We start from the raw sequence: 13,871 nt of genomic DNA, 5'->3' as shown, positions 1-13,871 counted from the left end.
TATATTAATAAATATGACCAGTGAAAAGAGCCACCACTTATGACATGACTTTTTGAGTGTACTACTAACTGGAACAATCTTGCTAGAAAGTATATCAGCTAAAAAATAGCGGCGCTATATTAAGACTTATTAGCTTACCAGATATAGCCTTAGACGAATTATTCTCATTACTTTACTTATCTATAAACGTAAAAAAGCCAGCATCTAAGGCTGGCTTTTCTATCAAACTAACAATGAATCAAAAATGTCTAATACTATTAGTTATCTTGGTTCAGCTCTTGTGCAAAGGCTTCATCAAAGCTAGCAAAGTCTTTACTATCAGTGCTAGCAGTCATATCAAACGCTGCATTAAGATCTTTATCTTGTAGCTTTTGGTCTGCTTTTTCTTTACGTGCTTTATGATAAGCAAGACCAGTACCTGCAGGAATCAAGCGACCAACAACCACGTTTTCTTTCAGGCCGCGTAACTCATCCACTTTACCAGTAACGGCAGCCGCAGTTAGTACACGTGTCGTTTCCTGGAATGACGCAGCTGAGATAAAGCTTTCTGTTGCCAGACTTGCTTTAGTGATACCTAGCAATTGACGCTCAAACTGTACTGGGAATTTATCTTCCGCTTCCAGTTTTTCATTCAATGCTTTGATATCAGCATACTCTGCTTGATCACCTTTGAAGTGACTTGAATCGCCGCCGTCGGTGATTTCAACTTTACGCAACATCTGACGAATAATAACTTCGATGTGCTTGTCGTTGATTTTTACACCTTGCAGACGATAAACGTCCTGTACTTCGTTAACGATGTAATCAGCAAGCGCAGTTTGTCCTTTCAGACGTAAGATATCGTGTGGGTTTTGTGGACCATCAGCGATAACTTCACCACGTGCTACTGTCTCGTTTTCAAAGACGTTGATTTGACGCCATTTCGGGATTAGCTCTTCATGAATCTCACCATCTTCATTGGTGATGATGAAGCGATTCTTACCTTTGGTCTCTTTACCAAAGCTTACGACACCTGTCATTTCTGCCATGATGGCGTGATCTTTTGGACGACGTGCTTCGAATAAATCGGCAACACGTGGCAGACCACCGGTAATATCTTTAGTTCCTGATGACGCTTGTGGCACACGACCTAGGATCGAACCAGCTGCTACTTTTTCACCATCGCTAACGCGAATGATAGTTTCAGCAGGTAGGAAGTAAACCACTTCTTTACCTTCATCAGTATTCAAGATAATAGCAGGACGTAAGTCTTTTGCTGAGCTTGAACGGTCACGAGTCGCCAGAATCTCAAATGAGCTCATACCAGTCGCATCATCAACTTTCACTGTAGCAGTCATACCATCAGTGATATCACTGAAGCGTGCTGTACCAGCAAATTCTGTGATGATTGGATGCGTGTGCGGATCCCATTTAGCGATGGTCTGACCGCCTTCAACCTGATCTTCGTGTTTCACAAGAACGCTAGAACCATAAGGTACTTTATAACGTTCACGCTCACGGCCAAGATCATCGGTCAATGCAATTTCAGCTGAACGCGATACGATAACCAAATGGCCATCTGTATGCTGAACGGTTTTCATGTTTTCGAAATGCGCTTGACCAGCATTACGTACAGAGATGCTATTGTCCACAGATGCAGAGCTTGCAGCCCCACCCACGTGGAATGTACGCATGGTTAACTGAGTACCAGGCTCACCGATAGACTGTGCAGCCATAACACCAACTGACTCGCCGATGTTCACTTTATGGCCACGAGCCAAATCACGGCCATAGCACTGTGAACAAACACCGTGCTCAACATTACAAGTAATAACTGAACGTACCCAGATATCATCGATAGCGTTTTCGTCAAGCACATTGACCCAATGCTCATCGATCAACGTACCTGCTGGAATCAATACTTTATCAGCATCATCGTTATAGTTGACATCACGTGCAGTGACACGACCAAGTACTAACTCACCCAACTTCTCAATGATTTCGCCACCTTGAATATGTGGTTTCATGAGCAAGCCTTGCTCAGTACCACAGTCATCAGTGGTGATAACCAAATCTTGTGCCACATCAACCAAACGACGAGTCAGATAACCTGAGTTAGCCGTTTTCAATGCCGTATCCGCTAGACCTTTACGTGCACCGTGAGTTGAGATGAAGTACTGTAGTACAGTCAAACCTTCACGGAAGTTAGCTTTAATCGGTGTCTCAATAATTGAGCCATCCGGCTTAGCCATCAGACCACGCATACCAGCCAACTGACGAATCTGTGCCGCACTACCACGAGCACCAGAGTCTGACATGATAAAGATAGAGTTGAATGACTTCTGCTCTTCTTCTTCACCTTTGGCATTCAAGATCTTATCTGTTGCCAAGTTATCCATCATCGCCTTAGCGACTTTGTCATTGGTACGTGACCAGATATCAACCACTTTGTTATAACGCTCACCAGCAGTCACAAAACCTTGCTCGAATTGATCTTCGATTTCGCGAACTTCGCCTTCTGCTACTTCGATGATTTGCTTCTTCAATGGTGGGATGACCATGTCATCAATACCAATAGACACGCCAGACAATGTCGCTTGAGCAAAACCAAGATACATCAATTGGTCAGCAAACATAACACTTTCTTTGACGCCTACTTTACGGTAGCAAGAGTTAATCAAACGAGAGATGTTTTTCTTCGTCATTTCTTGGTTACATTCATCAAACGTCATACCTTTAGGCATGATGTTCCAGATAAGTAAACGACCAGCAACCGTATCTTTGATACTGATTTCTTTGGTTTGGTTACCCTCTTCATCAATATGCGTCTCAGTGACACGCACTTTGATTTTAGCGTTTACATGTAGATCGTTTGAACCAATCGCACGCAATGCTTCATTGACGGTAGCAAAAACCATGCTCTCGCCTTTGGCATTAATAGACGAGCGACTGATATAGTACAAGCCCAATACAACATCCTGTGATGGTACGATGATTGGATCACCGTTCGCAGGTGACAAGATGTTATTGGTAGACATCATTAGCGCACGTGATTCTAACTGTGCTTCTAACGTCAATGGCACGTGAACGGCCATTTGGTCACCATCGAAATCGGCGTTGAAAGCGGTACAAACTAATGGATGCAATTGAATTGCTTTACCTTCGATTAGTACTGGCTCAAATGCCTGTAGACCCAAACGGTGAAGTGTTGGTGCACGGTTAAGAAGTACTGGATGCTCACGGATAACCATGGCTAGCATATCCCACACTTGTGGCTCTTCACGCTCTACCATCTTTTTGGCAGCTTTAATCGTTGTTGCCAAACCATGAGACAATAGCTTGTTATAAGTAAATGGCTTGAATAGTTCAAGTGCCATTTTCTTCGGTAGACCACACTGATGTAGACGTAGTGTCGGACCTACAACGATAACTGAACGACCAGAGTAATCGACACGCTTACCAAGTAAGTTTTGACGGAAACGACCTTGCTTACCTTTGATCATATCTGCCAAAGATTTCAATGGACGCTTGTTACTACCAGTAATTGCACGACCGCGACGACCGTTATCTAACAATGCATCAACTGACTCTTGCAACATACGTTTTTCGTTACGTACGATGATATCAGGTGCACTAAGCTCAAGTAGACGCTTTAGACGGTTGTTACGGTTAATCACGCGGCGATACAAATCGTTTAGATCTGACGTCGCAAAACGGCCACCTTCTAGCGGTACTAGTGGACGCAAATCTGGTGGTAGTACTGGTAAGATGTTCATTACCATCCACTCAGGCTTGTTATTAGAATCACGGAATGCTTCTAATAGCTTAAGACGCTTAGACATCTTTTTAAGCTTAGTTTCAGAACCTGTCTGCGGAATCGCTTCACGTAGCTCATCAATTTCGATATCTAAATCGATATCTTTTAATAAGTCTTGAACCGCTTCAGCACCCATTTTAGCAGTGAATTCATCACCAAACTCTTCAAGAGCTTTGAAGTAATCTTCATCATCAAGCAACTGATATCTTTCTAAGCTGGTTAGACCAGGCTCAGTCACGATGTAGCTTTCAAAATATAGAACACGTTCGATATCACGTAGCGTCATGTCTAACAATAGACCGATGCGGCTTGGTAATGATTTTAAGAACCAAATATGTGCAACTGGGCTAGCCAAGTCGATGTGGCCCATACGGTCACGACGAACTTTAGCAGTCGTAACTTCTACGCCACATTTTTCACAGATAACGCCTTGGAACTTACGGCGCTTATATTTACCACACAAGCACTCAAAATCTTTTACTGGGCCAAAAATTTTGGCACAAAAAAGACCATCACGTTCAGGCTTGAACGTACGATAGTTAATAGTTTCAGGCTTTTTCACTTCGCCATGTGACCATGACTTGATGACGTCAGGTGAGGCTAAAGTAATTTGAATGCTATCAAACTCTTGGTTACCGTTGCCGGTAGGGCTTTGCATGATATCGAGTAAATCTTTCAAGTTGCTTCTCCGTTATCTTTATAATCATCTGATAGCGCATTTTTGACGCAAATAAGATGAATGAAGGCAATGAATAGGGTTGAGACAAATCACTAAAAGCAGCAGCTATGCGCGTACTGCTTTTAGATTGACCACTAAGGATAATAATTAACTGAAGCTATGTTAAAGGTAGCTTCAGCCAGCCGTGCTTAATGGGTTTGCTTTAACTCAATATTAATACCCAATGATTTGATTTCTTTGGTCAGTACGTTGAACGATTCAGGCATACCTGGATCCATATACTGCTCACCATCAACGATGTTTTTATACATACGTGTACGGCCTTCAACGTCATCCGACTTCACAGTCAGCATTTCCTGCAACGTGTAAGTCGCGCCATAAGCTTCTAGTGCCCAGACTTCCATCTCACCGAAGCGCTGACCACCAAACTGAGCTTTACCGCCCAATGGCTGCTGCGTGACTAGTGAGTAAGAACCAGTAGAACGTGCATGCATTTTGTCATCAACCAAATGGTTAAGTTTGAGCATGTACATATAACCAACGGTCACTTTACGGTCAAACTTCTGACCAGTACGACCATCATACAATGTCTGCTGACCATCACGGTCCATACCAGCAAGCTCTAGCAAGTCTTTGACTTGGCTCTCTCTTGCACCATCAAACACTGCTGTACCCATTGGTACACCGCCGCGTAAGTTGTCTGATAGCGCCATGATGTCGTCATCACTCAAGCTATCAAGGTCAACTTGCTCGCCGCCTACTTGGTTATAGATTTTGTCCAAGAAACCACGTAGCTCTTTGATCGCCGCTTGAGATTTGAGCATACCATCGATTTTCTCGCCCAAACCTTTAGCTGCCATACCCAAATGCGTCTCTAGAACCTGACCGATGTTCATACGAGATGGTACACCAAGTGGGTTCAATACGATGTCAACGGTATTACCATGTTCATCATAAGGCATATCTTCGACTGGCATGATGCGTGATACGACACCTTTGTTACCATGACGACCAGCCATTTTATCACCAGGCTGAATACGACGCTTAACCGCTAGATAAACTTTAACGATTTTTTGAACACCATGTTGTAAGTCATCGCCTGCCGTTAATTTGCGTTTTTTCTCAGCAAATTTAACATCGATGTCTTTTTGCTTATCAACTAAGTACTCAGCGATTTGCGTTAGACGCTCAGAGATTTCTTCTTCAACTGGCTGAATGTCAAGCAAGGTCTCAAGGCTCATATCTTTCATATCAGCCAAGGCCATAACTGTACCGGCTTTTAGACCCGAACCACCACTGACTTTTTGGCCATCTAATAGATTACCAATACGACCACGTGCTGCTTCTTCAAAGATACGTAGCTCTTCTTTTAAATCTTTGCGATAGCTATCAAGCTGTGATTTTTCAATCGCTTTTGCACGTGCATCTTTCTCGACACCATCACGAGTAAAGACTTGTACGTCGATAACCGTACCTTTGCTTGATGTAGGAACACGTAGAGACGTGTCTTTTACATCAGCTGCTTTTTCACCAAAGATAGCCCGGAGTAATTTCTCTTCTGGCGTTAGTTGCGTTTCACCTTTTGGTGTCACTTTACCAACTAGGATATCACCAGCGTCAACTTCAGCACCGATATAGACGATACCTGCTTCGTCAAGACTTGATAGTGCTGCTTCACCAACGTTTGGAATATCAGCAGTAATCTCTTCTGTACCTAGCTTGGTATCACGCGCCACACAGGTCAATTCTTGAATATGAATGGTGGTAAAACGATCTTCTTTAACCACTTTCTCAGATAGCAAGATTGAATCTTCGAAGTTGTAACCATTCCACGGCATAAATGCGATGCGAATGTTCTGACCTAGTGCAAGCTCACCAAGATCCGTTGACGGACCATCAGCCAAGATATCACCCAAAGCAATCTCATCGCCTTGGTTAACGATGATACGTTGGTTGATACAAGTGTTTTGGTTAGAGCGCGTGTATTTAACTAAGTTATAAATATCGATACCCGCTTCACCAGCAGTCATCTCGTCTTCGTTTACACGAACAACGATACGTGATGCATCAACATCTTCGATCACACCGCCACGTTTAGCGATCACACAAACACCAGAATCACGAGCAACATAGCGCTCCATACCAGTACCTACTAACGGCTTATCAGCACGTAGCGTAGGAACAGCCTGACGCTGCATGTTCGAGCCCATCAAGGCACGGTTAGCATCATCATGCTCTAGGAACGGAATCAAACCTGCTGCGACCGATACTACCTGACTTGGCGACACATCCATATGCGTCACTTTTTCTGGCGGCATACGGACGAATTCACCATAGCTACGGACACTGACCATTTCGTCACTTAGTGCACCATCTTCAGTCAATGGTGAGTCAGCCTGTGCAATGACAGTACCGACTTCTTCAATGGCTGATAGATACTCAATGATATCTGTTACTTTACCGTCAACCACACGGCGATATGGCGTTTCTAAGAAGCCAAAGCTGTTGGTTTTAGCAAATGTTGCCAATGAGTTGATAAGACCAATGTTTGGACCTTCAGGAGTCTCAATCGGGCATACACGGCCATAATGGGTATCATGTACGTCACGCACTTCAAAGCCTGCACGTTCACGAGTCAGACCACCGGGTCCTAGTGCTGATACACGGCGTTTATGGGTAACTTCAGACAACGGGTTGTTCTGATCCATAAACTGTGACAACTGGCTTGAACCAAAGAATTCTTTAACCGCAGCAGCAACAGGCTTAGAGTTAATCAAATCTTGTGGTGACAAGTTATCAGATTCCGCTGAGCTCAAACGCTCTTTAACTGCACGCTCTACACGTACTAGACCAACACGGAACTGGTTTTCTGCCATTTCGCCTACAGAACGAATACGACGGTTACCTAAGTGATCGATATCATCGACTTCACCGCGGCCGTTACGAATTTCAATCAATTCTTTTAATACGTTGACGATGTCAGCATTGGTCAATACGCTGCGTTCGCGTTGAATATCTGGATCATCTGTATTATCAAAATCTAACCCTAGACGACGGTTGAACTTCATGCGGCCAACGTTTGACAAGTCATAACGATCTGCATTGAAGAACATGCTTTCGAATAGTTTTTCAGCAGTTTCGACCGTTGGTGGCTCACCTGGACGCATCACTTTATAAATCTCAATCAGCGCTTCTTCACGGCTTGATGTGCTATCAGCACGTAGCGTATCAGCAATGTAACTACCCTGATCGATATCATTGGTGAATAGAATGCTGAATTCTTTGATAGATTCACTGGCTTCAAACGCACTCAATTTAACCAATAATTCATGGTCAATTAAGGTGTTAGCACGAGCGATAACTTCATCATTAACCACGATATCTTCGGCTAAGATACGCTCATATAAATATTCATCAGGCACAGCAATTTTCGTCATACCAGCTTCTTCAAGCTGACGGATACGACGTGCATTGATACGTTTGCCCTGCTCTACGATAACGTCACCTTCAGGCGACACAATATCAAACTGAGCCATCTCACCGCGCAAGCGATCAGCAACCAGATCAATCTCAAACGTCTCTTCGCCTTTATATACAGCTACTTTATCAAAGAAAAGATCTAAGATTTCAGAAGTGGTCAGACCTAGTGCACGTAGAATGATTGAAGCAAGTAGCTTACGACGACGGTCAATACGAGCAAATACTAAATCTTTTGCATCAAATTCAAAATCTAACCACGAACCACGGTAAGGAATGATACGTGCGTTATAAAGCACTTTACCACTTGAATGCGACTTACCTTTATCATGGTCAAAGAATACACCAGGTGAACGATGTAGCTGTGATACGATAACACGCTCTGTACCATTGATAATAAAGGTACCGTTAGCAGTCATTAATGGCATTTCGCCCATATAGACGCTTTGCTCACGGATATCTTTGATTGCAGCTTTGCTGTCTTTGTCTTTGCTGTCTTTATCTTTGATGATCAAACGGATTTTGACACGCATCGGCGCAGCAAATGTAGAACCACGTAAGATACACTCACGCTCATCAAATTCAGGCGTGCCTAAATAGTACTCAACAAATTGTAGCTCTGCGTTACCAGAGTGACTCTCAATTGGGAAAATAGAGGAATACGCAGCTTGCAAACCAGTATTCTCACGAGCTTTCGGCTTTTTGTGCTCTTGCAAAAATTGCTCATAAGAATCTACTTGAATAGACAATAAGTAGGGAATGTCCATCACAGTGGGCAATTCAGCAAAACTTTTGCGAATACGCTTTTTTTCAGTATAAGAATATGCCATCGAGAGTCCTTACAGTAAACGTGGAAACAAATTAAAATCGAAGCCAAGATGCATAGATATTATGTATCTTGGCGACGTAAACGATAATATAAAACGGGTGTTGGTGTTCAGTTCATGTCTTTTGGTCAATTACTACTTTACTAGTCAATGCTTGGTTAGCACACTTCATTCAATCTTAGAATTGGTGTCTAGGTCAGTCTATATGCCTACTCAAACTGACAATTTCAATATCATATGGTCTACAATACATTGCCCTTATGGCTCAATTTACAAATATACTTACAATATCTTGTACTGCGGTTTAAAATTCATCATCAAAACTGTTATCGTCGCTGATATATACCGTCTACGCGCCTACATACTGACAGTAAAATCATGCTAAATGGATAACCTAAGATCAATAGCTTTTCAGAGATAACAATAATCGGGGTAACTATAACTTTCAGAATCAGTATAAACTATAGTGTTAATAGGAAAGCATGCAGACACAAAAAAATGCCAAACATCTACGGACGTTTAGCTCATATCAACTGATTTTAATAACTGGCATGTGTGCTTGCATGTATATCGTCTGTCCTTTTGATGGGTATCCACCGTGTTGTTGCATACGTATGTTGGCAGACACAAAAGGTCAAGCTACGAATTATAGTAAAAAAAAGCTGGCAATGCAAGGCATTACCAGCTTTTTTTCGTACAGCTGCTAAACTTATTTTAGTTCAACAGTTGCGCCAGCTTCTTCAAGTTTCTTTTTCAACTCTTCAGCTTCAGCTTTGTTAACGCCTTCTTTGATTGGTGCTGGAGCGCTTTCAACCAAATCTTTCGCTTCTTTCAGGCCAAGACCAGTAGCTTCACGTACGGCTTTAATTACGCCAACTTTCTTCTCGCCAAAGCTGGCAAGAACTACGTCAAACTCGTCTTTTTCTTCAGCAGCAGCAGCAGCAGGGCCAGCAGCAGCAGGTGCAGCAGCAACAGCAGCTGTTACGCCGAATTTTTCTTCCATAGCGCTGATTAATTCAACGATATCCATTACTGACATTTCAGCGATTGCGTTTAACACATCATCTTTAGATAGTGCCATGAGAACTCTCCGTTATCTGATAAAAATTAATTGATTTTAATATCGCTTGGATTGCTTGCCAAATTTTCAAATAGTGTTGGCAATAAAGTGCAATCAACGATGTCAAAGTTACGTTAAAACAAGCAATTAAGCAGCTTCTTTTGCGTCTTTGATTGCTGCGACAGTGCGAACGAACTTGCCAGGAACTGCGTTCATAGTCTGGACAAGCTTGGTCACTGGTGCATTCATAGTAGCCATCAAGATAGAGAGTGCTTCGTCGCGAGTTGGTAGCTTCGATACGCGCTCTAGCTCTTCTGGACCATAAACAACACCACCAACTGATACCAATTTGGTCTCTAAAGCTTTGTTTTCTTTGCTGAAGTCGAAAACGACTCTAGCAGCAGAACCCAAGTCTTCCATAGAGAAAGCCAAAAGTAGTGGACCAGTCATACGGTCTGACATGCTCTCAAACTTAGTGCCTTCAAAAGCGCGTCTTGCTAGTGTATTCTTTACCACTTTCAAAACAACGCCTTTTTCACGGGCTTGTTCGCGTAGCTTAGTAAGCTTTGCAACACCAATACCATGATATTCGGCAGCTACTGCTGAGTAAGCATTAGCAGCAACTTCAGACACTTCAGCCACAACTTGTTGTTTTTGCTCTAGCGTTAATGCCATAAGTTGACTCCTTTAATCTTATCAATCTGCTCAGTATTTTAATTCTTAAAAACCGAAATTCTCAATTATTAAACGACTAAATTAGACTGACTTGATACGACACGTTACTTCTAAACTCTATAGCAATAGATATTATTAGTAACGACTGATTACGGCACCGTTATCAGAATGACATCAAGTGATAGATTGAACTATCGGCTCTTATCAACAACTGGGTGGATCACCGTCTGCGTAGGACAACTGAGATTTTCATCTGTAGTCGATTAAAAAAAGCAGCTTGTTATCATATTTAGCCATTCGAAAATTGCTATCTATGATGCTAGACCACTCTCTACCTACGGTCTTAGACAGCGTAGCATATGCTACGCTGACCTAATGTTTTAGAATTCGTTTGTACTCATTTTTCAAAATACTTGAAGAGCGAATACTTAATTATTTAGCAGTACGATAAGGAACAGCATCAATAGAGATACCTGGACCCATAGTGCTAGACAAGGTGATTTTTTTAATGAAAGTACCTTTAGAAGTAGCAGGCTTAGCACGTTTTAGATCTGTGATTAATGCTTCAGCATTTTGAATAACTTGCTCAGCAGTGAAACCAACTTGACCAATAGTAGTATGAATAATACCTGCTTTGTCTACACGATACTGTGCTTGACCAGCTTTAGCATTTTTCACAGCTTCAGCAACGTTTGGCGTTACTGTACCGACTTTAGGGTTGGGCATTAAACCACGTGGACCTAAGATAGTACCTAATTGACCAACAACACGCATTGCATCAGGAGCAGCAATAACGATATCAAAGTCCATGTTACCGGCTTTGATTGATTCTGCTAGGTCTTCAAAACCAACGATGTCTGCACCAGCTTCTTTAGCGGCTTCAGCAGCAGCACCTTGAGCGAATACAGCAACGCGTTTGGTTTTACCAGTACCAGCAGGTAGGTTGGTAGCGCCACGAACTACTTGATCAGATTTACGTGGGTCAACGCCCAAGTTTACTGCGATATCAATAGACTCTTTGAATTTTAGCGCAGGCAAATCATTTAAGATTTGAACGGCTTCTTCCATAGTGTATTGCTTTTCGTTATCAACACGGCTTTGAATTTCTTTTTGACGTTTGGTTAGCTTGCTCATTTACACACCCTCCACGGTAATACCCATTGAACGTGCAGTACCAGCGATGGTACGAACAGCAGCGTCAAGGTCAGCTGCAGTTAGATCTTTATCTTTGGTCTTAACGATTTCTTCTAACTGTGCACGGTCAACTTTACCGACTTTAGCAGTGTTAGGTGTACCTGAACCTTTAGCAACACCAGCAGCCTTACGTAGTAAGTATGAAGCTGGTGGTGACTTCATGATGAAGGTAAAAGACTTATCGCTATATACAGTGATCTCAGTAGGAATCGGTAGACCCGGCTCTTGATTTGAGGTCGCAGCGTTAAATTCTTTACAGAACGCCATGATGTTCACGCCTTTTTGACCCAATGCTGGACCAATCGGTGGTGAAGGATTTGCTTTGCCTGCAGGCACTTGCAGTTTGATGTAACCATCAATCTTCTTAGCCATGATACTCTCCTAAATGGGTAATAACGCTAAATCAATATGCTATGTAAGCTTATTGACTAAAAGCTCCCCGGTTGATGAATTTGTGTGGGCTTAGTCTAGCTTTTCAACTTTACTAAACTCAAGCTCAACCTGAGTCGGTCGATTAAATACGTTTACTGTCAAATGTAGTTTAGACTTTTCGTAATCGACTTTTTCCACCATACCTTTAAAGTCAGTGAACGGACCGTCGATAACCAATAACTCTTCGCCCGGCTCAAATAGCGTTTTAGGACGTGGATCGGTTTCAGTCTGATTCAAACGATTCAAGATACGATCTGCTTCTACTTGCGTAATCGGCGCTGGTGTTTCAGGCGTACCGCCGATGAAACCCATAATACGTGGACACTCTTTAACGATGTGCCAAGTATTGTCATTCATTTCCATTTGGATCAAAACGTATCCTGGAAAGAATTTACGCTCACTCTTACGCTTTTTGCCGTCTTTCATTTCGACGACTTCTTCAGTAGGAACTAATACGTCACCGAATGATTCAGCGAAGTCACTACGATTGATACGATCAGTTAATGAACGCTGTACTTGCTTTTCATATCCTGAAAACGCTTGGACAATATACCAACGCATATCACGCTCCTAATCGTTATAAGTAAAATTTTGAGTTACAATATTTAAGTTAGAGCGAGTCGTAATACACGATAGTGTGCTCAACTTCAAATATTTAACCGATAAATATGCCAACGAACCAATTGAAAAAATTATCTAACAGCCAAACAAAAAGCCCAGCAATACCAATCACGACAATAACTTGCCATGTGTATTGAAAGGTTTCGTCTTTACCTGGCCATGTTACTCGGCGTAGCTCAACAGCGGCATCTCTTAATAATATTTTAAAAGCGCGGCCTTGATGCGTTAATGCCAAGCATACTAATGCAAATACAATAAGAGCGACAATGATACTAATACGTACCCAGACATCATTGGCAGGTTGCCAATAGCCGGGTAAATACTGGTTGACCAAAGTCGCGCTAATTAAAACTGCTGCAGCAAGTAGCCACAAGATCAAATCTTTGATTGAGCCAGTCTTAGCAACTTCAACAGCAGAAGTATTGACCGCTGAGATGTGCTTATCTTTAGACAGCATTCCACCAGCAACCGCCTTGGCATCAGATAACTTAGTCTCGAGGTTATCTTGATTATTGCTCATAAAGAACTCGCTTCGGAGATGGTGGGGTACAACAAAGATGTGATAAGAAGATGGCAGGCGATGTAGGACTCGAACCTACAACCCTCGGTTTTGGAGACCGATGCTCTACCAATTGAGCCAATCGCCTATGGGTGTAAAGGACAGCATTATACAATATTGAGCATAAAATGCAAGCCTTTAGCGGTAAAATTGTTATTTTTACCTAGTTTTCTCTTATTCAGCACACCTACTCCATTAACTGACCGTTTAATTAGGCTGATAATGTGAGTAGCTGATAAGAAGCTGCGTTAATATATCAAGCTATACTACAGATTACAATAGTCTAGATTAGAAATAAATTAACTCTATAGTTGATAGTCTTTATTTAGAATTTTAATCCTATAATGAGTATGTCTATATATAGCTAAACCCATAACTTTTCTTGAGTTATAAACCCCCATAAAAAAAGCCGTTCTCAATAAAGAGAACGGCTTTTGACTAACGCGTTAAATACTAGAGTCAGTATTAAACGTTTACGTTAGCAACAACACCAGCGCCTACAGTACGGCCGCCTTCACGAATAGCGAAGCGAAGACCTTTGTCCATAGCGA

General features: G+C 42.2%; 8 protein-coding genes, 1 tRNA gene and 1 pseudogene. All 10 read right to left on the bottom strand.

Features of this window, described 5'->3' with window-relative positions; genetic code table 11:
- Positions 1–257: 257 nt before the first annotated feature.
- Positions 258–4,475 carry a DNA-directed RNA polymerase subunit beta' gene (rpoC, locus tag IPZ60_RS12630; RefSeq protein ID WP_194198101.1) on the bottom strand — a complete coding sequence of 1,406 codons (4,218 nt, stop codon included), beginning with the start codon at positions 4,473–4,475 and terminating at the stop codon, positions 258–260.
- A gap of 188 nt (positions 4,476–4,663) precedes the next feature.
- Positions 4,664–8,782, bottom strand: a complete 4,119-nt coding sequence (gene rpoB, locus IPZ60_RS12625) for a DNA-directed RNA polymerase subunit beta (RefSeq protein ID WP_194198100.1) — start codon at positions 8,780–8,782, stop codon at positions 4,664–4,666.
- 706 nt (positions 8,783–9,488) lie between these two features.
- Positions 9,489–9,860, bottom strand: coding sequence for a 50S ribosomal protein L7/L12 (rplL, locus tag IPZ60_RS12620; RefSeq protein WP_011514491.1), 372 nt, complete (start codon positions 9,858–9,860; stop codon positions 9,489–9,491).
- 126 nt (positions 9,861–9,986) lie between these two features.
- The gene (gene rplJ, locus IPZ60_RS12615) at positions 9,987–10,514 is read right to left on the bottom strand and encodes a 50S ribosomal protein L10 (protein ID WP_110924113.1); all 528 of its coding nucleotides are present in this window, start codon (positions 10,512–10,514) and stop codon (positions 9,987–9,989) included.
- 432 nt (positions 10,515–10,946) lie between these two features.
- Complete coding sequence (rplA, locus tag IPZ60_RS12610; protein WP_194198099.1) at positions 10,947–11,648, bottom strand: 50S ribosomal protein L1; 702 nt, start codon at positions 11,646–11,648, stop codon at positions 10,947–10,949.
- Positions 11,649–12,080 carry a 50S ribosomal protein L11 gene (gene rplK, locus IPZ60_RS12605; protein ID WP_110924115.1) on the bottom strand — a complete coding sequence of 144 codons (432 nt, stop codon included), beginning with the start codon at positions 12,078–12,080 and terminating at the stop codon, positions 11,649–11,651. It abuts the gene before it with no gap.
- Positions 12,081–12,170: 90 nt separating this feature from the next.
- A complete protein-coding gene (gene nusG, locus IPZ60_RS12600; protein WP_110924116.1) occupies positions 12,171–12,701 on the bottom strand; it encodes a transcription termination/antitermination protein NusG in 531 nt (176 codons plus the stop codon).
- 94 nt (positions 12,702–12,795) lie between these two features.
- On the bottom strand, positions 12,796–13,281 hold the full coding sequence (gene secE / locus IPZ60_RS12595) for a preprotein translocase subunit SecE (RefSeq protein WP_194198098.1): 486 nt from the start codon (positions 13,279–13,281) through the stop codon (positions 12,796–12,798).
- A gap of 51 nt (positions 13,282–13,332) precedes the next feature.
- Positions 13,333–13,408: transfer RNA gene (locus tag IPZ60_RS12590), tRNA-Trp, on the bottom strand.
- 377 nt (positions 13,409–13,785) lie between these two features.
- Positions 13,786–13,871, bottom strand: a pseudogene (locus IPZ60_RS12585) (elongation factor Tu); the annotation flags it as partial.

Source organism: Psychrobacter sp. NG25 (genome assembly GCF_015234355.1).
Classification (GTDB): Bacteria; Pseudomonadota; Gammaproteobacteria; order Pseudomonadales; family Moraxellaceae; genus Psychrobacter.
The sequence above is the reverse complement of the archived record's forward strand: the minus strand, read 5'-3'. Positions and strand labels throughout refer to the sequence as shown.

What these genes read in the sequence shown, in the direction of transcription:
- secE (WP_194198098.1), bottom strand. Translation starts at nt 13,281, where the DNA reads ATGAGCAATAATCAAGATAACCTCGAGACTAAGTTATCTGATGCCAAG.
- nusG (WP_110924116.1), bottom strand. Translation starts at nt 12,701, where the DNA reads ATGCGTTGGTATATTGTCCAAGCGTTTTCAGGATATGAAAAGCAAGTA.
- rplK (WP_110924115.1), bottom strand. Translation starts at nt 12,080, where the DNA reads ATGGCTAAGAAGATTGATGGTTACATCAAACTGCAAGTGCCTGCAGGC.
- rplL (WP_011514491.1), bottom strand. Translation starts at nt 9,860, where the DNA reads ATGGCACTATCTAAAGATGATGTGTTAAACGCAATCGCTGAAATGTCA.
- rpoB (WP_194198100.1), bottom strand. Translation starts at nt 8,782, where the DNA reads ATGGCATATTCTTATACTGAAAAAAAGCGTATTCGCAAAAGTTTTGCT.
- rplA (WP_194198099.1), bottom strand. Translation starts at nt 11,648, where the DNA reads ATGAGCAAGCTAACCAAACGTCAAAAAGAAATTCAAAGCCGTGTTGAT.
- rplJ (WP_110924113.1), bottom strand. Translation starts at nt 10,514, where the DNA reads ATGGCATTAACGCTAGAGCAAAAACAACAAGTTGTGGCTGAAGTGTCT.